The organism is Iodobacter fluviatilis, from assembly GCF_004194535.1.
Taxonomy (GTDB): Bacteria; Pseudomonadota; Gammaproteobacteria; order Burkholderiales; family Chitinibacteraceae; genus Iodobacter; species Iodobacter fluviatilis_A.
In genome coordinates, this window is record NZ_CP025781.1 from 1,636,912 (window position 1) to 1,662,345 (window position 25,434).

Consider the following 25,434-nt stretch of genomic DNA (forward strand, 5'->3'; position numbering starts at 1 on the left):
TGCCCTCTGTGGTTCAAGATTTGGGTTTTAGCTTTGCTTGTAGACATTAAAGAGAAAAAAATGAATTACCAAGGCAAACATTGCATCGTTGTGGGGTTAGGCGAATCGGGGTTTTCTGCTGCTAAGTGGCTGGCAGCTCAAGGTGCGCGCGTCACCGTCTGCGATACCCGCAGCACCCCGCCTAATCTAGAGCAATTGCATTCTGCCCATAGCCAGATTGAGCTGCGCCTAGGCGAGTTCAGCGAAACCACGTTTACCGATGCCGATGCACTGATTGTTAGCCCAGGCGTGCCGCTAGCAACACCTGCGATTGCCGCAGCCATCGCCCGTGGCGTACCAGCCCTTGGCGATGTGGAGTTATTTGCTCAAGCCATTGCTGGCTCCAAAGCCAAAGTGATTGCGATTACTGGCTCGAATGGTAAATCCACTGTCACCAGTATGGTTGGCGCAATGTGTAGTGCGGCGGGTTTAAACACCGTTATGGCAGGCAATATTGGCCTGCCGGTGCTGGATGCGCTAAGCCAGCACCCTGATGCCGAGGTGTTTGTCTTAGAGCTATCAAGCTTTCAGCTAGAAACCACTAGCTCACTGAATGCACACGCTGCAGCGGTGCTTAATATCAGCGAAGATCACTTAGATCGTTATAAAAACCTAGCGCATTACGCCGCCACCAAGGCCAGTATTTTTGCGGGCACAGGCGTCATGGTGCTCAACCGCGAAGACGCTTTCTGCCGTGAAATGAGTCTTCCAGATCGCCAAGTCGTGTGGTTTGGCGCAGATACTCCCAAGACCGCCGAGTATGGCTTAAGCGGTGAGGACTTTACCCTAAGCTACGGCGATGAAGCGCTGATGAGCGCCGCCAATTTACCGGTAGCAGGTTTACATAACGCGGTAAATGCCTTATCGGCCATCGCACTGTGCCGTGCCATTGGCGTAGCAACGGCCCCGATGCTGGCCGCATTGAAATCATTTACGGGCCTTGCGCACCGCGTTGAGTTTGTTGCCACTGTTAACGGCGTGAGCTACTACGACGATTCCAAAGGCACCAATGTTGGCGCTACTGAAGCGGCGCTCAAAGGCATGACTCGCCCCGTGGTATTGATTGCCGGTGGCGATGGCAAGGGCCAAGATTTCCGCCCACTGAAAACCGCTTGCGAGCGCATCTGCCGTGCCGTGATTTTAATTGGCCGTGATGCCTCTATTCTGGCCGAAGCCTTAAATGAAGCCCAATCACAATTTGTAGATTTTGATAACGAACAGCTACTGCCGATCTTGCAACTGCCCAACATGGAAATGGCCGTGCAGTTTGCCAGCAACTTTGCCGAGAGTGGCGACGTAGTCCTGCTATCCCCTGCCTGCGCCAGCGTAGATATGTACCGCAATTATCATCACCGTGCGGAAGTATTTATTGCGGCAGTGAAAGGATTAGAAAGCTAATGCGTCAACTATTCTCACAAACCGCTACTCGGTTATGCCCAACGATGCTTCGTAGGGATCAAATCCCTGCTAATCCGCTTTGCCTCTTTAAAGGTTTGGGGGACTGATGCGCCAGCTATTCTCACAAACCGCTATTCGGGTACGCCCAACGATGCTTCGTAGGGATCCAATCCCTGCTCATCCGCTTTGCCTTTTTAAAGGTTTGGGGGACTGATGCGCCAGCTATTCTCACAAACCGCTATTCGGGTACGCCCAACGATGCTTCGTAGGGATCCAATCCCTGCTTATCCGCTTTGCCTCTTTAAAGGTTTGGGGGACTGATGCGCCAGCTATTCTCACAAGCCATTAAGCGGCTACGCCCCAGTATGAGTGCCTACGATGAGGCGCTGTTCTGGTGCATTACCCTGCTGCTGACCATTGGTTTAGTGATGGTGTATTCCTCATCGATTGCGATGGCCGAGGTGGATAAAGACACCGGCTTTAGTTCGAATTACTTCCTAATCCGCCATGTGGTTTTCTTGGCCGTAGGGATTGCTGCAGCTTTTATTTCGTTTTCTATCTCTACCAAAACTTGGCAGCAATACTCGCCGATGCTGTTTATGCTTGGCATCGTCTTACTGATCTTGGTACTGGTTCCGCATATTGGTAAAGAAGTAAACGGTAGCCGCCGCTGGTTGTCTTTAGTGGTGATTAATTTACAGCCATCCGAGCTGATGAAGCTGTTTGTTGTGCTCTATGCCGCTGATTACACCGTACGTAAAGCCATCAATATGAATGGCTCATTTTTAGAAAGCGTCACCAAAGTGCTATTACCGATGTTTATGGTGATGATGGTGGTAGGCGCTTTATTGCTATTAGAGCCAGATTTTGGCGCGTTTACCGTGATTACCGCCATTGCTATGGGTGCACTGTTTTTAGGCGGATTTAACTGGAAGCTATTTGCGGGGCTGTTTATGTTTTTGGGTGTGGCCTTTGTGGGCTTGGTAGTGAGCTCGCCTTACCGCATGCAACGCGTTTTAGGCTTTTTAGACCCGTGGAAAGACCCTTACGGCAAGGGCTATCAGCTGAGTCACTCATTGATTGCGTTTGGCCGTGGTGAATGGAGCGGCGTGGGCCTAGGTGCCAGCGTAGAAAAACTCTCCTACCTACCCGAGGCACATACCGATTTTTTGATGGCGATTATTGCCGAAGAATTTGGCTTTATAGGCGTTGCCGTTGTGATTTTACTGTTTTCATTTTTGATTTTCCGCGCCTTTATGATCGGCGTACAAGCCGCAAAATTAGAGCGCCACTGGCAAGCGCTAGCCGCGCAAGGCGTAGGAACTTGGATGGGTGTGCAAGCATTTATCAATATTGGCGTAAATATGGGCCTGATGCCCACCAAGGGACTAACCCTGCCACTGCTCTCGTTTGGTGGCTCGGGCATCGTAGCCAATTTAATTGCACTGGGTGTGCTAATGCGGATTGACTATGAAAGTCGTCAGTTGATTAGAGGGTATCGGTCATGAGTAAACGCACCCTTATGGTTATGGCTGGCGGTACAGGCGGGCATATTTTCCCCGCCCTAGCGGTAGCAAATGAGTTAAAAGAGCGTGGTTGGAAGATTATCTGGCTGGGCGCGGCTGGGCGTATGGAAACCCGCATCGTGCCAGAGCATGGCATTGATTTAATCACGCTAAAAATTGACGGCGTGCGCGGCAAAGGCCTGCTTAAAAAACTCAGCCAGCCGTGGGTGCAGCTCAAAGCCCTCTGCTGCGCGTTTAAGGTGATTTTTGAGCACAGGCCCGATGTAGCCATTGGTTTTGGTGGGTTTACTGGCTTTCCTGGTGGAATAGCCATACGCCTAATGTGGCTGCCGCTGGTCATACATGAACAAAACGCTGTGGCAGGCCTGACTAATAAAGTGCTTTCAAAAATAGCCAACCGCGTGCTGTTTGCTTTTCCAAGCGCGTTCCCTAACCAAGACGGCTGCATCGGCAACCCAGTTAGGGATGAAATCAAAGCCATGCCTGCCCCAGCAGCACGGTTTGCTGGGCGTACTGGCCCGCTAAAGTTGTTAGTAGTTGGTGGCAGCTTAGGCGCACAAGTATTTAACGAAGAAGTACCCAAAGCATTGGCGCTCTTACCCGAAGCCAACCGTCCACAGGTGATTCATCAAGCGGGTGAGAAACATATTGAAACTTTGCGCGCCAACTATGCCAAAGCAGGCGTGAGCGCCGATTGCCTAGCGTTTATTAGCGATATGGCCAACGCCTATGGCGATGCCGATTTGGTATTGTGCCGCGCCGGAGCACTTACCGTGGCCGAGCTAGCTTGCATGGGTGTGGCCTCGGTACTCGTGCCTTTTCCGCATGCGGTAGACGATCACCAAACCGGCAATGCGCGCTATTTAAGCGAAAACAGCGCAGGCCATTTATTACCTCAAACAGAATTTAACGCAGCCGCTTTTGCAGCTCTACTTCAGCAGACCAGCCGCGAAGCCTGCTTAAACATTGCGACACAAGCTAGAAAACTAGCCAAACCGGATGCCACCTTAAGTGTAGTGGCTGTAATAGAAGAATTAGCCAAGTGACATCATGATGAAACATAAAGTTAAACGTATCCATTTTGTAGGCATAGGCGGAGTCGGCATGAGCGGCATCGCTGAGGTACTGCTTAATCTTGATTTTGAGATCAGTGGTACTGATCTTGGCAGCAATGCCACCACTCACCGCTTGGCCGCTGCTGGCGCGCAAGTTCATTTAGGGCACTCCGCAGAATACGTTGCCAATGCCGATGTGGTGGTGATTTCTAGCGCGGTAAAAGACGATAACCCTGAAGTGATCGAAGCGCATAGCCGCAAGATCCCCGTAGTGCCGCGCGCCCAAATGCTAGCCGAGCTGATGCGCTTAAAACAAGGTATCGCTATTGCTGGCACCCACGGCAAAACCACCACCACCAGCCTAACCGCCTCGATCTTAGAAGCAGCGGGGCTAGATCCTACGTTTGTAATTGGCGGTAAATTACACGCCGCAGGCAGCAATGCTCGTTTGGGTCATGGCGACTTTTTAGTGGCCGAAGCCGATGAGAGCGATGCATCTTTTCTGCTGCTCACCCCTGTGATCTCGGTGGTCACCAATATAGATCAAGACCATATGGATACCTATGGCCACGATTTTAATAATCTAAAGAAAGCCTTTATCACCTTCTTGCAGCATCTACCCTTCTATGGCCGCGCAGTGCTGTGCATTGACGACCCCTATGTGCGCGAGATTTTACCGCAGGTCACCAGCCCAATAACGAGCTATGGCACCAGTAGCGACGCCATGCTGCGCGCCGAGAATATCGTCGCCCTCGATGGCAAGATGCAATTTGATGCGGTATGGGAAAACGGCGAATCGCGCCGTCTACCGATCACACTGAATATGCCCGGCATGCACAATGTGCTCAATGCCCTAGCCGCCATTGCAGTGAGCATTGAAGTGGGTGCAGATGAGGCCGCCATTCAATCTGCACTAGCAGGCTTTCAAGGGGTGGGCCGCCGCTTCCAGCGTTATGGTGACATCGCCTTAGAAACCGGCGGCAGCTTTACGTTAATAGACGATTACGGCCACCACCCAGTTGAAATGGCAGCCACCATTGCCGCTGCGCGAGGCGCGTTTCCTGGCCGCCGTTTAATACTGGCTTTCCAGCCGCACCGCTACACCCGCACCCGCGATTGTTTTGAAGATTTCGTACACGTTTTATCCACGGTAGATGGCTTATTGCTAGCCGAAGTCTATGCCGCAGGCGAAGCGCCCATTGTGGCGGCAGATAGCCGCAGCCTCGCCCGCGCAGTACGCGTAGTAGGCAAAGTAGAGCCGCAATTTGTAGCCGACATCCAAGACATGCCCACCGCCATTATGACCGCAGCCAAAGACGGTGATGTGATCATCACCATGGGCGCAGGCACGATAGGCGGCGTTCCTGGCAAGGTTGCGGAAATTTAAATAAAAAACCTAAATTTTGAACCACGGAGGAGACAGCGTTTCAAAGAAGAGGCCTAAAACCTGAGAAAAAAAGACTAACCATTTTTTGCTTTCTCCATGGTTCTCCTGTTTCTTCTTGGCGCAAGGTTTGGGGTTAGAACTTGTAGTGTGGGCACGGTTTTTATGCCCACGCGGAAAATATAATGAGATGGATTTCAAAATGAATAAATACGGAAAAGTAGCCGTGGTAATGGGGGGACTTCCGCAGAGCGTGAAGTTTCTTTAATGAGCGGCCAAGGTGTTTTAGGTGCTCTACTATCCCGCGGCGTAGATGCGCATGCGTTTGATCCCGCTGAAAAACCGCTGACAGAATTAACCACAGAAAAATTTGACCGCGCTTTCCTGATTTTACACGGCCCATTTGGTGAAGACGGCACATTGCAAGGTGCATTAGATGTAATAGGCATGCCATATACTGGCTGTGGTGTATTGGCCTCAGCACTAGGTATGGATAAGCTGCGCAGCAAGCTGATTTGGCAAGCACTAGGGTTGCCTATTCCTGCTTTTGAAATTCTTACTCCAGAAAGCGATTTTTCAGCGGTTGAGCGCAAGCTAGGCCTACCCTTATTTGTAAAGCCTGCTTGTGAAGGCTCTAGCATTGGCGTGAGTAAAGTAAAAAATGCCGGAGATCTTGCCGCTGCGTTTGCAGAAGCTTACAAATACGACATGATTGTCATTGCAGAACAGTTCATTGGAGGGGGAGAATACACCGCAGCGGTGCTGGGAGACCAAGTACTGTCGTTTGTAAAAATTGAGCCTGCTACTGAATTCTACGATTACGAAGCCAAATATATCCGCAATGATACGGTTTATCGCTGTCCTGCCGGTTTGTCCTCTGAACTCAATGAAAAAATCGCTGGCTACGTCAAGCAAGCCTTTTGGGCCCTTGGCGGCCGCGGCTGGGCACGTATTGATTTCTTAATGGACGAAGCGGGTAATCCCTATCTATTAGAAGCCAATACCGCGCCGGGAATGACCAGCCATAGCTTATTTCCTATGGCGGCTAAAGATGCCGGATTGAGCTATGAGGATTTAGTTTTGCAAGTATTAGACAGCACGCTGGAATAAGAAACTTGATGTTATTTAACCATTTCAGCCGATTAATAAACGCCATTACGATGAGGCTAACCCATGTGGGATAAACCTCAGCTATTAATGTGGTTTGCCAATTTGCTGACGGCTCTGGCTTTATTGCTTTTATTTTATGCTTTGTTGTTTTTGACTGTGCATTCGCCTTTGTTTCCGATTAAACGAATCAAAGTTGATGGTGATTTAGTTCACGTCACTCGCGAGCAATTGCAATACGTTATTAAACACGAGCTAAAAGGAACATTTTTTACTCTGGATCTAGATAAAGCCCGCGTAGCTTTTGAAAAGCTACCTTGGGTAAGACAAGTAACGGTGCGCCGCCATTGGCCAGATCGAGTAGAGGTAAATATTGAAGAGCATAAAGCCATGGCCCGTTGGGGCTCAGTTGGCTTACTCAATAGCTATGGCGAACGCTTTGATGCGGCTTCAAATGATCAATTACCGACTTTAGAAGGGCCAGATGGCACAGAAAAAATCATGGTTGACGGCTTTGTAGAGCTGCATAAAACACTGTTGCCACTCGGGAAAAAAGCCACTCACGTTTGGCTATCGGCAAGGCGGGCATGGCGATTTGAGCTAGATCATCAGCTCACCATTGAAGTAGGTAGAGACGAGCCAGTAGCAAGAACCGCGCGTTTTGTAACCGCTTACCCTTACTCATTGGGCAGATTAAAACAGCCTTTTGAATATGTAGATTTGCGCTATCCAAATGGCTTTGCAGTACGTTTACCAAATTTTAAACCGGCTGCAGCCAAGCCGGAAAATGCAAAAGAGGCCGCTTTAGCGCACTAAATAGCCTTTTGTAATGAATATAAATTTGTTGCTTGGCGCTGAACATACGAAGCCCAAGCTACACCGATACAAATTTTTATATTCTAACGATAAAGCAATACCAAACATTCAGCGGCATCAGCTTATATAAAGCGCCGTTTTTTAAGAAATAAGCATTGTAAAAAGGTTGTCAGATGACCAGGGATAGCAAAAACCTCATCGTCGGGCTAGACATCGGCACCTCCAAAGTGGTGGCCGTGGTTGCCGAGATCAAGGAAGACGGCGCACTCAATGTAGTTGGCCTAGGCTCAGCTGCGTCGCGTGGTTTGAAACGTGGCGTGGTTGTCGACATTGAAAAAACCGTTGCAGCCATCCAATCAGCGTTAGGTGAAGCTGAGCTGATGGCCGATTGCAAAATTCGCGAAGTCATTACCGGCATAGCGGGTAGCCATATCAAGAGTATTAACTCTGATGGCATGGTGGCGATCAAGGATAAGGAAGTCACCTCTGCCGATGTAGACCGCGTGATTGAAACCGCTAGCGCGGTGAATATCCCAACCGATCATCAAGTACTGCATATCTTGGCGCAGGAATACATGATTGACGGCCAAGAAGGCGTTAAAGAGCCGCTAGGAATGTCTGGTGTGCGCTTACATGTGAATGTGCATATCGTTAGCGGCGCGATGAGTGCGGTGCAAAACATCACCAAGTGCGTGCGTCGCTGCGGCTTAGAAATCGAAGAAGTGGTATTACAGCCTTTGGCCTCCGCTTATTCAGTGCTCACCGAAGATGAAAAAGACCTCGGCGTTTGCTTGGTTGATATTGGTGGCGGCACCACCGATTTAGCGATTTTCATTGGCGGTGCAATCCGCCATACCGCCGTTATCCCTATTGCTGGCGACCAAGTCACCAACGATATCGCCATGGCGCTACGTACCCCAACGTCTGAAGCCGAGACCATCAAGTTGCAACATGGCGTAGCGCTGCGCCATATGAGCGATCCAGCGCAAATGATTGAAGTGCCGGGCGTAGGTGAGCGCGGTGCGCGGCAAATGAGCCGGCATACCTTGGCGGAAGTGATTGAGCCGCGAATTGAAGAGCTATATGGCTTAGTTCAACAAGAACTACGCCGCTCTGGTTTTGAAGGCCGCCTATCCAGCGGCATCGTCATTACCGGTGGGGCAGCCATGATGCCTGGCATGGTAGAGCTAGGGGAAGAGATTTTCCATATGCCACTACGGATGGGCACGCCAAAGTATGTAGGTGGCCTAGCCGAAGTGGTGAAAAACCCACGTTATTCCACCGCGGTGGGTTTATTACTCATCGCACGCGAACAACTACAAAAGAACCCCGTACATCGGGGCAAAGATGGCTCCATGGGGGATATTTTTGGCCGTATGAAGTCTTGGTTTCAAAACACATTCTGATCTATTCAGGTAAGTATCAGCGGTTGTTGGTAAACACCACGGCCGCTTAAATCGGGCAACGCAAGGAGAGCAACATGGCTTTAACTTTCGAAGTGCAAGAAGTTGCACATCACGTCAACATTAAAGTGATTGGTGTAGGCGGCGCAGGCTGCAACGCCATCAATAATATGATCGAGCACGCATTAAGTGGGGTGCAGTTTATTGCTGCCAACACCGATGCACAGGTGCTTAAATTATCTAAAGCCACCGATGTTGTGCAATTGGGCACCACGGGCTTTGGCGCAGGCTGCGATCCAGAAGTGGCCCGCGAAGCTGCTGAAGTGGATCGTGAGCGCATTGGCGAGCTCATCAGCGGTGCCAACCTGCTGTTTATCACCGCAGGGATGGGTGGTGGCACAGGTACGGGCGCATCCCCGGTGATTGCGCAAATTGCCCGTGAAAAAGGCATCTTTACCGTTGGCGTAGTGACCAAGCCTGGCCTTGACGAAGGCTCACGCCAGAAAGTGGCCCAAGCGGGGATCGACGAGCTCAGCCGACACGTAGATTCGCTGATTATTGTATCTAACCAAAAGTTAGAAGAAGTACTAGGCGAAGACGTAACCGTTGACGAAGCTTTCCGTGCTGCCGATGATGTACTGCGTAATGCCGTAGCCTCTATCGTAGAAATCATCCAATACCCAGGCTTGATCAACGTCGACTTTGCCGACGTAAAAACAGTGATGCAAGAAAAAGGCATGGCAATGATGGGCTCAGCTTTTGCTGCTGGCGAAAACCGCTCTATCCGCGCCACCGAAGAAGCCATCAGCTGCCCATTGCTAGATAACATTAACTTCAAGGGTGCGCGTGGTGTGCTGCTAAATATCAGCGCCAGCCGTGCCAGCTTGAAGAAAAGCGAAATCACCCGCGCTCGTGAAATCATCCAATCACACGTAGCAGAAGATGCAATGGTGAAACACGGTGTGGTTTACGACGAAAGCTTAGGTGAGCAGATTCGTATCACCATTATCGCTACCGGCATGGGCAACACCAGTAAGCCACAGCTTTCTGTCGTGCCAACGCCGCAGCTAAAAACCGGTACCGACAATCACTCCAGTAGCGAGCCAAATTGGAGCGAATACGATTTGCCACCAGGCTTTCGCCCGAGCGCACGTAGCGCACGCGGCAGCGGGGATGTGGCTACAACAACGCGTAACAACACCTCGAATGTTGATATGGATATTCCAGCGTTTTTACGTCGTCAGGCAGATTAATGGCAATAGAGTGGGCGTGCGCGCCCACGCATAGATTAAGAAGGAAAGGCCTATCAGTACAATTGAAAAGATCAAAACCAGCACAAACCCAGTGCTGGTAAGATTGCGGTCTGCCGATTAACGAGACCAATATGTTCCAACAACGCACTCTGAAAACGACCATCCGCGCCGTTGGCGTGGGCCTGCACTCTGGCGAGCGCGTCACCCTCGTCTTAAAACCGGCCCCGATCAATAGCGGGATCGTCTTTCAACGCGTCGATTTGCCCGAGTCGACGCCATTCAGAGTAACGCCAGCGCTGGTTAATGACACGCGGCTCTCCTCCACGCTCGTCAAAGACGGTGTACGTGTTGGAACAATTGAGCACATCATGTCGGCATTTGCGGGGCTAGGCATCGACAACGTGATTGTTGAAGTCGACGCCCCGGAAATGCCGATTATGGATGGATCGGCGGCTCCTTTTATTTATTTACTGCAATCAGCAGGCATTGTGGATCAGCAAGCGGCCAAACAATTTGTGCGCGTGCTCAAGCCGATAGAAGTGATTGAAGGCGATAAATGGGTAAGGCTACTGCCCCACGAAGGCTATAAAGTTGCTCTCACCATCGACTTTGCTCACCCAGCATTCAAAAAATCCGCCCAAACCATCAAGATTGACTTTGCTAACACCAATTACGTCAGCGAAATCGCCCGCGCCCGCACCTTTGGTTTTATCCACGAAGTAGAATACCTGCGCATGAATGGCCTAGCCCGTGGCGGCAGCATGGATAACGCCATCGTGATCGACGAATACCGCGTGCTGAACGATGGCGGCCTGCGCTTTGAAGACGAATTTGTGCGCCACAAAGTACTCGATCTGATCGGCGATTTATACATCCTAGGCCGCCCACTTATCGCCGCTTTCGAAGGCTATAAGTCCGGCCACGCCATGAATAACAAACTACTGCGCGCCCTACTGGAAGACGCTAGCAACTACGAAATTGTCAGCTTTAACGAGCGCGACAAAGTACCCAGCTCCTTCCACGATCTACCGGCCTTAGGAATCTGATGTTTATCGTGCTACGCCTGCTATTTGTCATAGCCGTTCTAGGCATCGCCTACTGTGCGTTCAAATACCAGCGCAGCCAAGACCCAAGCTGGCTACGCATCATAAAATGGATTCTGTATTCCACGCTGGGTTTGCTGGTGATCTTTTTTGTAGGACTGGTGATAGAGCGGCTAGGGGGCGGGTTGAGCTGAAGATTGTTGGACAAGTTTGATTTATTAACCCGCCCCTAAGTAAGGTGGAATCCCTGAAAAGGGAGTATCTCAACTATCCTGACACAGGGGGCCGGCAAGGTTCCCTATGCCCCATAGCATTTCCCTCCAGCGCCCTCCTCGTATCCGACTCCAAGCAGCAGCGCTTCTGGCGTGCTCGTTGACAACGTGAGCGGGACGGCTTGATCGATTACTGCAAAGCCTGTAGCTGTTAACTGCACCAGCATACCAACTAAAAAGCACCAATATTAGCAAACGGGTTAGATGCTAAATAAATAACATCAATCCCGTTTATATCCAAAAGAACTCTTTCCCTTACATTTATGCCCTGCCCACTATGAATCTCTGAAGACGCTCTCTGATTGAAGAAGTCCATTTTTCAGTTAAAAGTGAAAAAATAAAACAAGAAAAATACAACAAACCAACTAACGTTAGTGCATATGAAAAACCATACCAATCAGGCTGAACTTGAAATTGCAAACCAAAAATCTGATAACCCACAGCAACAAAAAAAACCATTAAAGGAAAATGGAACAAATAAGTAGAAAAAGAAAAATCAGCAAGCCGCTCACTTAACTTTGAGAATACGGAATAAATTGAAAATTGAGAAGAGCTAACTAGGGCAATAACATAAGCAACCCCAAGAGTAAAATCTCTTAAAAATTCTTGAAGTAAAAACTCATGATTTTCTACATTATCTTGATTATGGCTAAGCCTTGAGGCAATCATCAAAATAAAAAAAACGGAGAACCCCAATAGTGGATTAATTTTCCATTTGTTTGAGGAGAACCATTTATATGCAAAAACACCCAGTAGCCACACAGCACCCCACAAAATTATTTTATTAGGCAGTAAAACAGAGATTACCAAAGCCAAAGCGATACATAAAAAACGTTTATTTCCTTCATTACAAAATGCAAATCCAATTAATGCAAAAATACAATAATACCACCACTCATAAGCCAAGCTCCAGAGTGCCCCATTGCTTCCAAAATTGCCTGTTAATACACCTTGAAGCATGAGCAAATTACCAAAAAAAGTTGGAATACTTGTTGCAGAAGCAATGATAGAATTTAAAGAAATAGTTTGGTACTGTGAAGAATTAGTATACAGCTCACTTGCATTAAAAAAATTCAAGCCAGCAGTGTCGAAAAAAAGACCAATAAATAGCGCGGGGATTAAAACTGTATAAATTCTACTTATCCGCGCAGCAACATAACCATGAATATCCGGCCCTTTACTTACCCAGCGATCTAACGTAATTCCGCCGACTAAAAAACCGCTAATCACAAAAAAAACAACAACGGCTTCATGGCCAAAACCCGTTAAAAAATATACACCTTTACTAAAAAAACCCTTATTGACTACATTTTTATAATCAACCAAAACCAAATGCCTGACGTGGCTAATTAAAACCAAAAAAGCAGCCAACCAGCGCGACAAATTAATAAAAGACTTCATATTTAAATTCATTACACCGCTCCGACAAAACAAATGGAATTTCCGCAGTATACATAATTAATAATTAATTTTTATTGCCAAATAAAATAACAAATAAGAAACACATAATATAATAATTTAGTATTGAATGAGAATAGAAAATCATGTCTCACATCAATATCTAGAATACTCAGAACAATCAAATCATCACCACCCGCCGCATTTTCTGCGCGGTGTAGCTCAGGCTTGCCAGCAAAATCACCACGCAAACCAAGATGGGGATCAGCACTTCTGCAAGGCTCAAGGTTTCGCCATTCAGTATTTTGATAATCAGCTGGTTTTGCGCCAAGAGCGGCGTCCAAGAAAACCAGACTGGATCAGCTCCCTGTTTTAACATGCCGATCACTAGGGCGAGGGGAGCAAGCAGCATCAACATCGAGTTTCTGGCCTGCGCTTCCTTATGGCTTTTACCATTAATCGCCACGGCGATTTGCAGGGCGGCAATGGCTAGCGCCAGCGGGCATAGCACGGCCAAAAATACAAAAGCGTCTTTGATTGAGAATTGAAAAGCGATTTTTAATACTTCGTTTTTAATTAAAAATAGCGAGGGGAAAATACTCATCACATTAAAAAACAATACACAAACCGTGAGCGTTCCCACCGCCGCCCATTTGCCCAGAGCAAAATGCCAGCTCGATACCGGATTCATCATTAAGGGCTCTAGTGAGCCACGTTCGCGCTCCCCTGCCGAAGTATCAATCGCCGCATACATGCCCACGCCTAATAGCGTCATAATAAACATAAAGGGCAGCATTTCTTTTAAGCCCGCACTCTGTTGATTTTGTGCTCGGCTTAAATGGCGCTCTTCTACTTTTAATACCGCCAGCACTTCTGCCGAAACACCGCGCAATGCCAGATTTAATCCCGCCCTTTCTTGCATAAAGCCCTGCAATAATAGTTTCACCGGCCGCACTCCCATTTGGGAATCTTTATTGGCTAGGTCGCTGATAATTTCTACCTTTGGTGCAATGCCTTGGGCAAACTGGCTGGCAAAGTCTTTAGATAAAAACAACACTGGCTCGGAGTATTCCTTGCTATGCAGTTTTTGGGCGTAATCAGCTGAGGCGGGTTTAATTTCAAAGCCTTGGCGCTGAATATAATTCACCAACTCCGGCGCGTAATCAGCGCCTAGTACGCGAATAAAGCGTTTCTCATTTTGCTCATCCATTCTGGAATAAGCTTCAGAGCTGATAAATAAAAAGAAGGGCATGCCCATTAAAGAAGACAAAATCACCACCAGCATCGTGCGCTTGTCTCTTAATGAATCAACCCATTCTTTTTTAAATATTTCCCAAATCATCATGCGCTCATTTCCAGTTTATTATGTATTTAAAACCCAAGTCTTAAACTACGGAGTTTGGGAGAACACGGAGTAAACCAACATATAGAATGATTTTATCCGTGGTACTCCGTGCTCTCTGTGGTTCAAGATTTAGGTTTTGTTCGTGCACTTGAGTAATCACCATTTTTGAATATTTCAAGCAAAGGCCAGTTTCACAAACGCGTCTTCAAAATTGTTTTCTGCGGCCTGATTTAATAGCTCAGCTACCGTACCCTGTGCGACGGTTTCACCGCCTGCAACGATCACTACATGATCACAAAGCCGCTCTACTTCTTGCATGATATGAGTCGAGAACAGAATGCATTTACTGCCGCCAGCTGGCGATTTTAGCCATGCCAGAAACTCGCGCAGCGCTCTTGTTGCCAACACATCAAGGCCATTTGTGGGCTCGTCCAGAATAATATTCTGCGGATCATGTACCAGCGCCCTTGCCAGTGCCGTTTTCATTTTCTCGCCCTGACTAAAACCTTCGCAGCGCCGCTCCATCAAGGCGCGCATATCCAGCGCATCGGCCAGTGCCGTGGCACGCTCGTTGGCCTCATCCCTACTCATGCCGTGCAGCACGCCGTAGTAAGCAATATTTTCACGAGCGCTCAGCCTTGGGTACAAGCCCCTCGCATCGGACAACACCCCCATCCGCGCTTGCGTGGCCTGCTTACCTGCCTCCACCTGCACACCATCGACCAACACCCGTCCGGAATCCGCAGGCAGTAAGGCGGCAATCATGCGCAAAGTGGTGGTCTTACCTGCGCCATTCGCACCCAACAAGCCCGTCACCACGCCATCTGCTGCGCTAAAGTGAATATCCTTCACCGCCTGAACCACGCTTTTAGAACGACGCGGCCAAGCGGCCTCACGAACAAATTGCTTAGATAATTGCTCGACAATAATCATAAACTGCCTTTAAAAGACTTCTAAAAACATCAGTTCTGTAGACACAGAGAACACGGAGAAGGGCAAAAACGAGAAGAAACTTCGAGATAAATGAATCTAAAACCATGCCGGATAAGTGCTGCGGGCTTGGTTTTACTCCGCCTTTCTCAGTGGCTCTGTATGCTTATTTAGCTCTGTGTCTACAAATCTTTTTAGGCCAATCACCCCTTAGGCAAGGCCCATACCGTAGGCCTTGGGATGGGTTTTACGCAGCTTAGGTCTACTTTTTGCGCGTCTTCTGCATTTATAAAGCGATAGACCAGATCATCCACGCAGCTTTGCATCAACATGCCGTGGCCAGATTTGCCCAGCACCACGTGCCGAGCCTTGGCTCCCAGCGCTTTAGCGACGTGGGTCGCGTGCTGAGGCGGCGTAACTGGATCAAGCCCGCCGCTCAGTAGCAATACAGGTGCAGCGCTTTTAGGCAGGGTATAGAAAACCGCAGGCACAGTGCCGCGCGGCCAAACACCGCAGACTTTGCGGTAGGTTTCGCTGCGAAAGCGGCCAAAATCATCATCCACTACCGGCAAGCGGCCCGCTTCCTCGGCACACCAAACCGAATAATGCATACCTACAAAAATCTTGCCTGCATTGGGCAAAGCAGTCTGCCCGCTAAGAGCCAACAGCGGATTAAAGCGCCCAGCCTTTGCCTCTGTAATGGCAAACGGCAGGCCCGAGCTATTCACCGGTGAATACAGCACCGCCGACACCATGCCCAACACAGTATCGCGGCTTATGGTTACGCTAGCCTCGGTATTTAAACGCGGGTGCATTAAAACGGTGGTTTTGGGCATGCTCGCAAGCAGCTCTCGCCAGTTTTGCACCAGCTTGGGGTAGGCTTGTTGGCATGCTGCATCGCGACTGCAATCGCTAAACAAGCTATCGAGTGATTTTTGTATATCGTTGCCGGATATTGCGTAATCAGGTGGCAACACGCCATCGAGCACCACACGCCGCACCGCTTGTGGATACTGGCGCAAATACTCCAGCCCCACGCGTGTGCCATAAGAAACGCCCAGCAGGTTAATCGCTGGATAGCCCTCGCTTTTGCGTACCGCTTCTAAATCCTGCACAGCAATGCTAGTGGTAAAGAAGCGCAGATCGCCATAGGGGAGTTTTTGCAGCTGAGCCTTGCAGCTTTTAAGCGCGGCAATGCCCAAATCAGCATCAGCAATCTTGCTTAAATCCTCAGTTTCTGGGCACTCCAATGGCGCGGAGCGCCCCGTACCGCGCTGATCTACAAACACTAAATCACGACGGCGCTGCAGTTTATTAAGTGGCCCTTCCGCCCAGCTGGCGATATTTATCGCGCTTTGGCCTGGGCCACCTGCCAGCATAAACACGGGATCAGCGAGTTTATTACGGTCTTGCGCCTGCAAAACCATATAGTGAATTTGGATTTTTTTACCAGAAGGATCAAGAGGATTCAGCGGGCGTTCAATTTGCCCGCACTGTACTTCGCTAGCAAAGCCATCAATACGGCAAGGCTTAGTTGCCGCATGCGCAGAAAAGCTGAATAAGAGAAGGGCGAGAATTAATACTTGCATCGCGATCTTTGTATTAATAAGATTGGTGCAAGTATAACCTAGGGCTTGCCTAAAACGTGGCGAACGGAAATTGAAAAGCCCCTGATCACAGATCAGAGGCTTAGTATTCTTGGTTGCGGGGACAGGACTCGAACCTGTGACCTTCGGGTTATGAGCCCGACGAGCTGCCAACTGCTCCACCCCGCGACGGGTGTCTTGTCTATATTGCATCACTGGTTGCGGGGACAGGACTCGAACCTGTGACCTTCGGGTTATGAGCCCGACGAGCTGCCAACTGCTCCACCCCGCGACGGGTGTCTTGCTTATATTACATCGCTGGTTGCGGGGACAGGACTCGAACCTGTGACCTTCGGGTTATGAGCCCGACGAGCTGCCAACTGCTCCACCCCGCGACAGAGAGAGGCGGACTATAGCCTGTGTAGCGGCTAGCGTCAATGCTAATTCCAAAATTACCGCAAGAAACATGCCATGCCTCGCACCTATCTAGGGTCTGTTGACGGTTCATTCGCCATTGCGCTGAGCCGGAAAACGGCCAGACACAAGGCATGTGACGAAGGCAATAACGGGTTATTGCCGAGGAGCATCACGCAGTGAATGGCCATTTTCCGGCTCAGCCCTTCGGGTTTAGCCCATTTTTGAGCTTGGTCTTCCCGTGAGTACTAATAGCTCGATACGGCGATTAGATGCGGCTTGTGGATTTTTTACATCATAAAGTGCTCGATCCGTCATACCCACAACTTGCAAGTTGCAAGATATTCTCTACCGACATCGCTAGGTTGCTGGATAAGCTCCAATTTGAGAACGCTGCATAATTGGCATTTTTATATTGCATTGAATCAGTAATATGTGGCGATAAAAATCCAGCCCCACAAAAAAAGCATATGAAAAAGCCGCTGTTCATTTGAACAGCGGCTTTTATAATTCTTGGTTGCGGGGACAGGACTCGAACCTGTGACCTTCGGGTTATGAGCCCGACGAGCTGCCAACTGCTCCACCCCGCGACAGAGGGCCGAACTGTACAAGAGCTTAAGCTCGGAGTCAATACAAAAGACATACTAAAAATGATTTACTCATAAATAAAATCTATTAAACCCTGCTTAAGCTCATAAGCAGGGTGCTTGGCATCTACTCAACCAAGTCTTTATAGGCGTACCAAGTTGAGTGCCCTAGCAGTGGGAAAATCACGATCAAACCAATCACCGTAATAAAGCCAACGGCAGTAAGCAGCACAATTAAAGCCGCCCATTGGATCATTACCACGCGATTTTCAGAGGTGGCACGCAGGCTGCACATCATGGCGGTGACGCTGTCGACTTCCCGATCGGCCAGCATGGGAATCGAGATGGCCGTTAAGCCAAATACCAAAAAGGCGAGTAAGAAGCCTGCCAATGACCAAACAATGGTGAAGGGTAAAAACTCACCAATTAAAGAGCTCAAATAGCCAGACAAACTAACATCTTGTCCGCCGTAAAATATGGCAAATAAAATAGCTGAAAAGCGCTCCCAAGCAATCGCCACCATCGCTAATGCCAAGCCTAGAAAAGCCAGTTGCCCCATATTGGCCAATAAATCACGAATTGATTGCACAAAAGAAGTTGGCCTACCCTCTTCTCTTTCAGACGTCAGCTCATAAATCCCTGCCGCCCCCAATGGAGCAAGCAGTAAAAACCCAGTAATTGAAGTGGTGAATAAATAAGGATTGTTTATAGCAAGAGACAAGACCAAAGCCCCCATCAAGGTAACAAGCAGACCATAAACCAAGCTTGGCCCTGGGTGCGCCCATAAATCTGTCCATCCTCTTTGTAGCCAAAGCACAGGGCTATTAGCTGCTACCTTTCTAATTTTAGGCAGCGTGAAGTGCTGATCCAATACGGCCATATGTACGCTCATGATTATCCTCTCTGGTGATGGCCTTTTTTCGGAGCCGCTTCGTATTAATCGAAGCTGGCTCCGCCCCTTGACCGATAAAAACTGGTGACCACAAAAACAGATGGTCATTTATTTTTTAGTACACCTTTGGCAATGGCCTTCTAAAAAGCAGACAGACGGTAGAAATTAGTAGTTTGGCGTAAGAAATATCATGAGCTATCTGACTTGCATATGTCAGATCTTCTGCTATGTTATATGAATAAAGATTAAATCTGCGACCGACCCTATTATTAAGAGGAAGGCGCTACACCTAGGGAGGTGAGTAATGCGAAGACTTGCATTGGCATTAATGCTGCCTGCTGCTATTGCACAAGCGGGAAGCATGAACTTTCAGCCTGCTCAATCTGCAATAGCCCATGACATCACCAATCTACACACATTATTGATGTGGATTATTCTGGTGATTTTCTTTCTTGTGTTCGGGGTGATGTTTTACGCCATTTTAAGGCACCGAAAATCACTCGGCCATGCTGCCAAACCTTTCCACGAAAACACCACGGTCGAAATTCTCTGGACCATCATTCCAGCGCTCATTTTGATTGCGATGGCATGGCCCGCCGCCCGCGTAGTGATCGCACAAAAAGACACACGCGATTCAGAAATCACCATTAAAGCCACCGGCTATCAATGGTTCTGGGGCTACAAATATCTGGATCATGGCGTTGATTTTAAAAGCCGTCTAACCACCAAACAGGATCAAATCAACGATTACCAAGGCAATGCCAGCCCTAAGGGAGAGCATTATCTATTGGAAGTTGATGAGCCATTGGTGGTGCCTGTTGGCAAGAAAATCCGCATTCTGACCACCAGTAACGATGTAATCCACTCTTGGGCGATGCCCGCTTTTGGGGTTAAGCAAGATGCAATTCCGGGGTTTATCCGTGACACTTGGTTTAAAGCAGAAAACACAGGCACCTTCCGTGGTCAGTGCTCCGAGCTCTGTGGCAAGGACCACGGCTTTATGCCTGTGGTCGTTAAAGTGGTTACAGATAAGGAGTTTCAAGAATGGGTTGGCAAGAAACAAGCCGAGGCTAAAGCCGCTGCCGACGATCCAAATAAAAAGTGGACCAAAGACGAGCTGATTGCCCGAGGCCGATCTGTTTATGAAATCAACTGCGTAGCCTGTCATAAGGCCGACGGCAAAGGCTCTGGCCCTTACCCATCGCTGGCTGGATCAAAAATCGCACTTGGTCCTATTGCCGACCATCTTGGAATGGTGTTGAAAGGCAAAAATGCCATGCCCGCATGGAATGCTTTATCAGATACCGAGATTGCGGCAGTCGTCACTTACGAGCGCAATAGTTTTGGCAATACCGTAGGCGATGCTCTATACCCCGCCGATGTTAAAGCCGCCAGAAAGTGAGGATAAACCCATGACAACCGCACACGACACGCTGCATGCCCCTGCCCACGATCATGCGCATGAGGAGCATCACGTCTCCTTTGTGCAGCGCTGGCTTTACGCCACCAATCACAAAGACATCGGCACGCTTTATCTATGGTTTGCCTTTAGCATGTTTATTACTGGCGGCATTATGGCGCTGTGTATTCGCGCTGAGTTATTTCAACCTGGTCTGCAATTCTGGCAACCTGATTTCTTTAATCAGCTGACCACTTTGCACGGCGTAATTATGGTGTTTGGCGCAATTATGCCGGCATTTACCGGCCTAGCTAACTGGATGCTGCCGCTGATGATCGGTGCGCCAGATATGGCGTTTGCACGGATGAATAACTGGAGCTTTTGGCTATTGCCTCCCGCAGCGGCACTGTTAATGATTTCATTTTTTGTACCCGGCGGCGCAGCGGCAGGCGGCTGGACGCTTTACCCACCGCTGTCGATTCAGGCGGGCATGGGGATGGATCTGGCGATTTTTGCCATCCACCTTTTGGGCTTATCGTCGATTATGGGCTCGATCAATATTGTCACCACGGTGCTAAATATGCGCGCGCCAGGCATGACGATGCTGAAAATGCCGCTGTTTGGCTGGACGATGCTGATTACGGCCTATCTATTGATTGCCGTGGCTCCGGTGCTGGCAGGCGCAGTGACGATGCTGCTCACCGACCGGCACTTTGATACGCACTTTTTCAAAGCCGTTGGCGGTGGCGACCCAGTATTGTTCCAGCATATTTTCTGGTTTTTTGGCCACCCCGAGGTCTATATCATGGCGCTGCCCGCTTTTGGTATCGTCAGCCAGATTATCCCCACTTTTGCCCGCAAACCGCTGTTTGGTTATGTGTCGATGGTTTACGCCACCTGCTCAATCGCCATTCTGTCGTTTATGGTTTGGGGACACCATATGTTTGCGGTGGGTATGCCCGCCAGCACCCAGCTGTTTTTTATGTTTCTCACCATGCTGATTGCCGTGCCAACTGGGGTAAAAGTCTTTAACTGGATCGCCACCATGTGGCAGGGCAGCATGACTTTTGAAACGCCAATGTTGTTTTCAATTGGCTTTGTTTGCCTGTTTACCATTGGTGGATTTTCTGGGCTAATCCTTGCTATTGCACCGGTCGATACTCAAATGCAAGACACCTATTATGTGGTGGCCCATTTCCACTATGTGTTGGTGGCAGGCGCTCTGTTTACGCTCTTTGCCGCCACCTACTATTGGCTTCCAAAGTGGACAGGATTTATGTACCACGAAGGCCGCGGCCAGTTTCATTTTTGGTGGTCGATGATCTGGTTTAACGTCACATTCTTCCCGATGCACTTCTTGGGCCTCGCCGGAATGCCGCGCCGTATCCCTGATTACAATATGCAATTTACCGACTTTAACGCCATGGCGACGGTAGGTGCGTTCTGCTTTGGGCTAGGGCAAATTTTCTTCTTATACAACGTGATTCACACCATCCGTGGCGGTGTGGGCAAGGCTCCGGCCAAACCATGGGAAGGCGCTAACACACTAGAGTGGGAAGTGCCCTCACCAGCACCACACCATACATGGGAAACACCGCCCTCTTTAGAAATGGTCGAAAAAGGCCTAAAAGCCCAAGGCTTACTGGAAGGTCACCATGAGTAAGAATCTACGCACCGCACTGATCACCGCCAGCATCGCCGCCGCCTTTTTTGTGGGCATCATTATTCGGCGCTGGCTGATGGATGTGTAAAGGTAAACCTAAAATCTAAGCGCACGGATTGGTAGGGGCATGCTTTTTGTGCCCACGCCTACTGCACCAACCGCGCGGGTACAACGACGTGCCCACCCTAAGCGCTAAGGGCTTTATGTTCTCTGCGTCTACAGGTTTTTGTACGTTTTTCACCTGAATAAAAAAGGCAAAAATGCAAAGCGCTCTCCAGCAAGCCAACCGCAAAATTGCCATACGGATGATGGTGGTGGCCTGCCTGATGTTTGGCTTTGGCTACATCATGGTGCCGTTTTATGGTGCGCTATGTAAGGCAATTGGGATTGACCAGGCCAATAGCGATTACGCCAATCTCAACGCCGCTGTGATCCGCGTTGAATTTGATACTAATGTGGCGGACAACTTACCAGCCACATTAGCGGCTTTAGATCCGGTCATGACGGCCAAACCAGGTGGTCTACTTAAAGCAAGATTTCGCCTAAGTAATCTAAGCGATCAGCCTTTAAAAGTACGTGCCATACCCAGTTTTGCCCCTGCCAGATCGGCAGGTTTATTACAAAAACTAGAATGCTTTTGCTTTGATGCGCTCACCTTAGCTCCAAATGAGCAACGCGACGTGACCGTTGTGCTACTGGTGGCGAAAGAACTACCCGAAGAACTTGGCGCTGCCACGCTTTCATACACGCTGCACCCAGAGCTGAAATCATGATTGCAGCGCTTAAAACCGTACTCGCCGCTTTTTTTGGCGTACGCAGCCGTAAAAACGCCGAGAGCGCTAAATTAAAGCCGCAGCAAATTATTGCAGCGGGGCTAATTTTAGCGCTGTGCTTGGCGCTGTGCGTGTTCTTACTTGTACGAGTGTTGATTGCCACATCTTAGGGTGTGACATGTTTTTTTGCCCTCGTTTACTACTTCATCCTACATATTTGATGACGTTGAACGAATGACGCGTGGGCACCGTGCCCACCCAACATATAGATTTGGAGTAATGAAATGAACGTTGAAAACGGCATCCACGACGCACATTACTTTGTACCCGCACCATCACGTTGGCCGGTGGTGGGCTCACTAGCCCTATTCTGTATGGGCCTAGGCGCAGCATTTGCCATGAATAGCGTTGCAGCCGGTAGCTGGATCTTGCTGCTGGGTTTTGCCATCCTAATATGGATGATTTTTGGCTGGTTTGGCGATGTGGTTAAAGAATCGCAAAGCGGCAGCTATGGTACTCAGGTTGATTATTCATTTCGCTGGGGAATGAGCTGGTTTATTTTCTCTGAAGTGATGTTTTTCGCCGCCTTTTTTGGCGCGCTATTTTATACCCGAACCATTTCCGTGCCTGAGCTAGGCTTTTTCTCAGATACAAACACCCTGCTTTGGTCAGGATTTCATGAAAGTTGGCCAGCCGCCACCGGCCCCAAAGCCGCACCCTATACCCCTATGGCGGCGATTGGCCTGCCCGCTATCAATACCGCCTTACTACTGACATCCGGCGCAACGCTCACCTGGGCGCACTGGGGATTAATGGAAAACAAACGTGGCCAACTTAAGCTGGGCCTGCTGTTTACCGTCATGCTCGGCACCTTATTTTTAACGCTACAAGCAGTCGAATACCATCACGGCTGGACCGAGCTAGGCCTAAAAATGAGCTCAGGCGCTTATGGTGCAACCTTCTATATGTTGACCGGTTTTCACGGTATGCACGTTTTAGTTGGCACCATCATGCTTGCCACCATGCTGGTACGAACCATGCGCGGGCACTTCACCCCCGAGCACCATTTCGGCTTTGAAGCCGCCGCTTGGTACTGGCACTTTGTAGATGTGGTGTGGCTGATTTTATTTGTGTTTGTGTACTGGCTATAAGCGAACCCAAACATTGAACCACGAAGGGCACTGAGAACACGAAGTTTCACGGAGGAAAACCAAGTTCTTTGAATTTTTTGGGGGTTCATGCTCCGGCTCTTCTCGGCTCGTAGCACTGGGCTTTTACCCTCCCCTTGAAGCCGCGACACGAGGAACAAGCGGGGTGGGGTAGTCGTTGTGTCGTGTTTGAGCGAAGCGAGTTGAATTGACGCCACCTCGATTGTCCGCAGAGAGGGGCCTTCGTGTTTTTGAGGTTGCGGCTTTGGTTCTTTTCTTGGCCGTTCAAGAAAAGAACGCCCCCACGGTGGCTACCGTTCCAAAATCACTGTGCCGAAGGCATTTAAACCAGTTTTTTGATTAGCATACAAATTAAAAAGCGGCGGGTTACACCCGCCCTACAAAACAACACTCATGCATTGGGATGTATCCACCCCACCCCATAAGCAATCAATAACAAAAGAAATAAAACAATCGACAAGCCCACTCGCAGCGTTAGCGCTTTAACCATTTGCGTGGATCGCCCACCGCGAACCATCTGCAATAGCGCTCGCCCCAAAGTGATCAGAATAATCAGGAGCAGGATAATGGCAACAATTTTCATGGCAAAGCCTCTGTCCACTCAAAATACCAGCTTAACCCAGCGCCAGCGGTTTGCGCTTATTTCATTGGCATTACTAATCCTAATTACCTTTTGCATGGGTCTGTGGCAGCTGAGCCGAGCGCACAATAAACAACTCTTAATTGACCAGCTGGCAGAGCAAGAAGCTTTACCGCCGCTGATCTGGCAAAGCGGTACGCTACCGCTCTATCGGCCAGTACGGCTCGTTGGTAGCTGGCTACATAGCGCAGAACTATTACTAGATCATCGCATTGAAAACGGCCAAATCGGCTATCAGGTCATCACACCTTTTCAACTAAAGAACGGCGACATACTACTGGTTAATCGTGGCTGGTGGCCGGATTCCCACCCCCCACAAGCGAGCTCTAGCAACATTGTCAGCGCTCAGCCTTGGCCGCGTTTCTTTGAGCTGGGCCACACCATGCCCAGCGGCAATATTTTTCAAAACATCAATCCAGAGCGCTTTGCCACTTGGGCAAAGCAGCCCAAGCCACAGGCTTACGCATTAATGCAGCAGGGCGAAAACGGGCTGATCGCAGCACACAGCCAGCCCATCATTCCTCCAGAGCGCCACCTTGCCTATACCGCAACGTGGTGGGCCATGACGCTGGCAGGTGCTTTTCTTTGGTTTCGATTTAAAAAAGAACTAAAACTCCAACCCATTAGAAGTCAAACATTAAACCGCGAAGCGCACTAATAACACGGAGTACACGGAAAAGCCCCCTGATAAATAGCTTGCATAAGTTGTACTAAGTTTGCTGTGTATTTCTCTGTGGCCTTCCGTATTTTTCTTTTTCTCTGTCGTACAAAGTTTGGTTTTAAAAAAATTTAATGAGTTTTTCTGGCCTGAGAAGGGAAGCAAAAAAATGAAAGGACGCACGGTACTGATCGCATGCTTTATGTTATCCCTGCTGCCCATACTGGCAGCACAAGCTGTTTGGCAATGGTGGCGGCCTACGGGTGGGCATAGCTTTGGTGAGCTATTAGCCACCCCTATCGCAGCGCCTGGTCCTTGGCGATTAGCTGCGGCCGATGCGGCATGTGGCGATGTACATAGCCAGCTGCTCTTTGCTGCTGGACAGCTGCGTTTAGCGCAGGGAGAAGCCAGCCAGCGGGTGGTTCGTGCCAGCTTTTGCCCATCAAACAGCGCCGATATCGCCTATCTACCCAGCCACGCCCCAGAAAGTGGCCTCTATCTGATCGATCCCCACGGTAATGCCGTGCTGCGCTATTCCATCGAACAACTCAGCAGCATTGAGGGGCGAAGCAAAGCACTAAAAGAGATTGGCCAGGTACTCAAAAACAATAAGGCACTGGGGTGAAAACTCTGTAGCCACAGAGAACGGGAAAAATTCTACGCTTACGAACTTTTTCTATCTTA

23 protein-coding genes, 4 tRNA genes and 1 pseudogene are annotated in these 25,434 nt (G+C 49.3%); 18 read left to right on the top strand and 10 right to left on the bottom strand.

Annotated elements, in window-relative coordinates; all coding sequences use genetic code 11:
- Positions 1-60 precede the first annotated feature (60 nt).
- The 10 genes and pseudogenes from murD to C1H71_RS07365 all read left to right on the top strand — a co-directional run bounded on the left by murD (position 61) and on the right by C1H71_RS07365 (position 11,218).
- Entirely contained in the window at positions 61-1,437 is a 1,377-nt protein-coding gene (murD, locus tag C1H71_RS07320) for a UDP-N-acetylmuramoyl-L-alanine--D-glutamate ligase (protein ID WP_130105963.1), read from the top strand.
- A gap of 320 nt (positions 1,438-1,757) precedes the next feature.
- Positions 1,758-2,945 (top strand): putative lipid II flippase FtsW, encoded by a 1,188-nt coding sequence (gene ftsW / locus C1H71_RS07325; RefSeq protein WP_130105964.1) that lies wholly within the window; start codon positions 1,758-1,760, stop codon positions 2,943-2,945.
- Positions 2,942-4,009, top strand: coding sequence for an undecaprenyldiphospho-muramoylpentapeptide beta-N-acetylglucosaminyltransferase (murG, locus tag C1H71_RS07330; RefSeq protein ID WP_223146010.1), 1,068 nt, complete (start codon positions 2,942-2,944; stop codon positions 4,007-4,009). The genes ftsW and murG overlap by 4 nt, the downstream gene beginning before the upstream one ends.
- A 7-nt stretch (positions 4,010-4,016) precedes the next feature.
- Positions 4,017-5,405 (top strand): UDP-N-acetylmuramate--L-alanine ligase, encoded by a 1,389-nt coding sequence (gene murC / locus C1H71_RS07335; RefSeq protein ID WP_130108157.1) that lies wholly within the window; start codon positions 4,017-4,019, stop codon positions 5,403-5,405.
- Positions 5,406-5,604: 199 nt separating this feature from the next.
- A pseudogene (locus tag C1H71_RS07340) lies at positions 5,605-6,512 on the top strand (D-alanine--D-alanine ligase).
- A 63-nt stretch (positions 6,513-6,575) separates the two neighbouring features.
- Positions 6,576-7,325 carry a cell division protein FtsQ/DivIB gene (locus C1H71_RS07345; protein WP_130105965.1) on the top strand — a complete coding sequence of 250 codons (750 nt, stop codon included), beginning with the start codon at positions 6,576-6,578 and terminating at the stop codon, positions 7,323-7,325.
- A 173-nt stretch (positions 7,326-7,498) separates the two neighbouring features.
- Positions 7,499-8,731, top strand: coding sequence for a cell division protein FtsA (gene ftsA / locus C1H71_RS07350; protein WP_130105966.1), 1,233 nt, complete (start codon positions 7,499-7,501; stop codon positions 8,729-8,731).
- A gap of 74 nt (positions 8,732-8,805) precedes the next feature.
- Positions 8,806-9,981, top strand: coding sequence for a cell division protein FtsZ (gene ftsZ, locus C1H71_RS07355; protein WP_130105967.1), 1,176 nt, complete (start codon positions 8,806-8,808; stop codon positions 9,979-9,981).
- Positions 9,982-10,112: 131 nt separating this feature from the next.
- Positions 10,113-11,027 (top strand): UDP-3-O-acyl-N-acetylglucosamine deacetylase, encoded by a 915-nt coding sequence (lpxC, locus tag C1H71_RS07360; RefSeq protein WP_130105968.1) that lies wholly within the window; start codon positions 10,113-10,115, stop codon positions 11,025-11,027.
- A complete protein-coding gene (locus tag C1H71_RS07365; RefSeq protein ID WP_130105969.1) occupies positions 11,027-11,218 on the top strand; it encodes a hypothetical protein in 192 nt (63 codons plus the stop codon). The genes lpxC and C1H71_RS07365 overlap by 1 nt, the downstream gene beginning before the upstream one ends.
- Positions 11,219-11,557: 339 nt before the next feature.
- On the opposite strand, the gene C1H71_RS07370 is transcribed toward C1H71_RS07365, so the two are convergent.
- The 9 genes from C1H71_RS07370 to C1H71_RS07410 form a co-directional block, all read right to left on the bottom strand.
- Positions 11,558-12,709: an acyltransferase family protein gene (locus C1H71_RS07370; protein ID WP_130105970.1), complete on the bottom strand. Its 1,152-nt coding sequence runs from the start codon at positions 12,707-12,709 to the stop codon at positions 11,558-11,560.
- Between the two features lie 166 nt (positions 12,710-12,875).
- Complete coding sequence (locus C1H71_RS07375; RefSeq protein WP_130105971.1) at positions 12,876-14,039, bottom strand: ABC transporter permease; 1,164 nt, start codon at positions 14,037-14,039, stop codon at positions 12,876-12,878.
- Between the two features lie 174 nt (positions 14,040-14,213).
- On the bottom strand, positions 14,214-14,972 hold the full coding sequence (locus tag C1H71_RS07380; RefSeq protein ID WP_130105972.1) for an ABC transporter ATP-binding protein: 759 nt from the start codon (positions 14,970-14,972) through the stop codon (positions 14,214-14,216).
- Between the two features lie 200 nt (positions 14,973-15,172).
- Entirely contained in the window at positions 15,173-16,558 is a 1,386-nt protein-coding gene (locus C1H71_RS07385; RefSeq protein ID WP_130105973.1) for an alpha/beta hydrolase, read from the bottom strand.
- A gap of 110 nt (positions 16,559-16,668) precedes the next feature.
- Positions 16,669-16,744: transfer RNA gene (locus tag C1H71_RS07390), tRNA-Met, on the bottom strand.
- Between the two features lie 27 nt (positions 16,745-16,771).
- Positions 16,772-16,847 (bottom strand) — tRNA-Met (locus tag C1H71_RS07395).
- 27 nt (positions 16,848-16,874) lie between these two features.
- Positions 16,875-16,950 (bottom strand) — tRNA-Met (locus C1H71_RS07400).
- A gap of 533 nt (positions 16,951-17,483) precedes the next feature.
- A tRNA-Met gene (locus tag C1H71_RS07405) sits at positions 17,484-17,559 on the bottom strand.
- 124 nt (positions 17,560-17,683) lie between these two features.
- Positions 17,684-18,448 carry a DUF2189 domain-containing protein gene (locus C1H71_RS07410; RefSeq protein ID WP_130105974.1) on the bottom strand — a complete coding sequence of 255 codons (765 nt, stop codon included), beginning with the start codon at positions 18,446-18,448 and terminating at the stop codon, positions 17,684-17,686.
- Positions 18,449-18,752: 304 nt separating this feature from the next.
- Between C1H71_RS07410 and coxB the strand changes: the two genes are divergently transcribed.
- The 6 genes from coxB to C1H71_RS07435 all read left to right on the top strand — a co-directional run bounded on the left by coxB (position 18,753) and on the right by C1H71_RS07435 (position 23,434).
- The gene (coxB, locus tag C1H71_RS07415) at positions 18,753-19,850 is read left to right on the top strand and encodes a cytochrome c oxidase subunit II (RefSeq protein WP_130105975.1); all 1,098 of its coding nucleotides are present in this window, start codon (positions 18,753-18,755) and stop codon (positions 19,848-19,850) included.
- 10 nt (positions 19,851-19,860) lie between these two features.
- Entirely contained in the window at positions 19,861-21,510 is a 1,650-nt protein-coding gene (ctaD, locus tag C1H71_RS07420) for a cytochrome c oxidase subunit I (RefSeq protein ID WP_130105976.1), read from the top strand.
- Positions 21,503-21,598, top strand: coding sequence for a cytochrome oxidase small assembly protein (locus C1H71_RS21000; protein WP_218586923.1), 96 nt, complete (start codon positions 21,503-21,505; stop codon positions 21,596-21,598). The genes ctaD and C1H71_RS21000 overlap by 8 nt, the downstream gene beginning before the upstream one ends.
- Before the next feature lie 172 nt (positions 21,599-21,770).
- Positions 21,771-22,283, top strand: a complete 513-nt coding sequence (locus C1H71_RS07425; RefSeq protein WP_130105977.1) for a cytochrome c oxidase assembly protein — start codon at positions 21,771-21,773, stop codon at positions 22,281-22,283.
- Positions 22,280-22,453 carry a DUF2970 domain-containing protein gene (locus tag C1H71_RS07430; RefSeq protein ID WP_130105978.1) on the top strand — a complete coding sequence of 58 codons (174 nt, stop codon included), beginning with the start codon at positions 22,280-22,282 and terminating at the stop codon, positions 22,451-22,453. The genes C1H71_RS07425 and C1H71_RS07430 overlap by 4 nt, the downstream gene beginning before the upstream one ends.
- A gap of 114 nt (positions 22,454-22,567) precedes the next feature.
- On the top strand, positions 22,568-23,434 hold the full coding sequence (locus C1H71_RS07435; RefSeq protein ID WP_130105979.1) for a cytochrome c oxidase subunit 3: 867 nt from the start codon (positions 22,568-22,570) through the stop codon (positions 23,432-23,434).
- 409 nt (positions 23,435-23,843) lie between these two features.
- Here the strand turns inward: C1H71_RS07435 and C1H71_RS07440 are convergent, their stop codons facing one another.
- Positions 23,844-24,035: a twin transmembrane helix small protein gene (locus C1H71_RS07440; RefSeq protein ID WP_130105980.1), complete on the bottom strand. Its 192-nt coding sequence runs from the start codon at positions 24,033-24,035 to the stop codon at positions 23,844-23,846.
- Here C1H71_RS07440 and C1H71_RS07445 point away from each other — a divergent pair.
- Both C1H71_RS07445 and C1H71_RS07450 read left to right on the top strand, forming a co-directional pair.
- A complete protein-coding gene (locus C1H71_RS07445) occupies positions 24,034-24,750 on the top strand; it encodes an SURF1 family protein (protein WP_188053648.1) in 717 nt (238 codons plus the stop codon). The genes C1H71_RS07440 and C1H71_RS07445 overlap by 2 nt on opposite strands.
- A 169-nt stretch (positions 24,751-24,919) precedes the next feature.
- Entirely contained in the window at positions 24,920-25,375 is a 456-nt protein-coding gene (locus C1H71_RS07450; RefSeq protein ID WP_130105982.1) for a hypothetical protein, read from the top strand.
- The last annotated feature ends 59 nt before the right edge of the window (positions 25,376-25,434 follow it).

What these genes read in the sequence shown, in the direction of transcription:
- lpxC (WP_130105968.1), top strand. Translation starts at nt 10,113, where the DNA reads ATGTTCCAACAACGCACTCTGAAAACGACCATCCGCGCCGTTGGCGTG.
- murC (WP_130108157.1), top strand. Translation starts at nt 4,017, where the DNA reads ATGAAACATAAAGTTAAACGTATCCATTTTGTAGGCATAGGCGGAGTC.
- coxB (WP_130105975.1), top strand. Translation starts at nt 18,753, where the DNA reads ATGCGAAGACTTGCATTGGCATTAATGCTGCCTGCTGCTATTGCACAA.
- C1H71_RS07410 (WP_130105974.1), bottom strand. Translation starts at nt 18,448, where the DNA reads ATGAGCGTACATATGGCCGTATTGGATCAGCACTTCACGCTGCCTAAA.
- C1H71_RS07380 (WP_130105972.1), bottom strand. Translation starts at nt 14,972, where the DNA reads ATGATTATTGTCGAGCAATTATCTAAGCAATTTGTTCGTGAGGCCGCT.
- C1H71_RS07375 (WP_130105971.1), bottom strand. Translation starts at nt 14,039, where the DNA reads ATGATGATTTGGGAAATATTTAAAAAAGAATGGGTTGATTCATTAAGA.
- ftsZ (WP_130105967.1), top strand. Translation starts at nt 8,806, where the DNA reads ATGGCTTTAACTTTCGAAGTGCAAGAAGTTGCACATCACGTCAACATT.
- C1H71_RS07435 (WP_130105979.1), top strand. Translation starts at nt 22,568, where the DNA reads ATGAACGTTGAAAACGGCATCCACGACGCACATTACTTTGTACCCGCA.
- C1H71_RS07450 (WP_130105982.1), top strand. Translation starts at nt 24,920, where the DNA reads ATGAAAGGACGCACGGTACTGATCGCATGCTTTATGTTATCCCTGCTG.
- ftsA (WP_130105966.1), top strand. Translation starts at nt 7,499, where the DNA reads ATGACCAGGGATAGCAAAAACCTCATCGTCGGGCTAGACATCGGCACC.
- murG (WP_223146010.1), top strand. Translation starts at nt 2,942, where the DNA reads ATGAGTAAACGCACCCTTATGGTTATGGCTGGCGGTACAGGCGGGCAT.
- ctaD (WP_130105976.1), top strand. Translation starts at nt 19,861, where the DNA reads ATGACAACCGCACACGACACGCTGCATGCCCCTGCCCACGATCATGCG.
- C1H71_RS07440 (WP_130105980.1), bottom strand. Translation starts at nt 24,035, where the DNA reads ATGAAAATTGTTGCCATTATCCTGCTCCTGATTATTCTGATCACTTTG.
- C1H71_RS07445 (WP_188053648.1), top strand. Translation starts at nt 24,034, where the DNA reads ATGGCAAAGCCTCTGTCCACTCAAAATACCAGCTTAACCCAGCGCCAG.
- C1H71_RS21000 (WP_218586923.1), top strand. Translation starts at nt 21,503, where the DNA reads ATGAGTAAGAATCTACGCACCGCACTGATCACCGCCAGCATCGCCGCC.
- C1H71_RS07385 (WP_130105973.1), bottom strand. Translation starts at nt 16,558, where the DNA reads ATGCAAGTATTAATTCTCGCCCTTCTCTTATTCAGCTTTTCTGCGCAT.
- ftsW (WP_130105964.1), top strand. Translation starts at nt 1,758, where the DNA reads ATGCGCCAGCTATTCTCACAAGCCATTAAGCGGCTACGCCCCAGTATG.
- C1H71_RS07345 (WP_130105965.1), top strand. Translation starts at nt 6,576, where the DNA reads ATGTGGGATAAACCTCAGCTATTAATGTGGTTTGCCAATTTGCTGACG.
- C1H71_RS07425 (WP_130105977.1), top strand. Translation starts at nt 21,771, where the DNA reads ATGCAAAGCGCTCTCCAGCAAGCCAACCGCAAAATTGCCATACGGATG.
- C1H71_RS07365 (WP_130105969.1), top strand. Translation starts at nt 11,027, where the DNA reads ATGTTTATCGTGCTACGCCTGCTATTTGTCATAGCCGTTCTAGGCATC.
- murD (WP_130105963.1), top strand. Translation starts at nt 61, where the DNA reads ATGAATTACCAAGGCAAACATTGCATCGTTGTGGGGTTAGGCGAATCG.
- C1H71_RS07430 (WP_130105978.1), top strand. Translation starts at nt 22,280, where the DNA reads ATGATTGCAGCGCTTAAAACCGTACTCGCCGCTTTTTTTGGCGTACGC.
- C1H71_RS07370 (WP_130105970.1), bottom strand. Translation starts at nt 12,709, where the DNA reads ATGAATTTAAATATGAAGTCTTTTATTAATTTGTCGCGCTGGTTGGCT.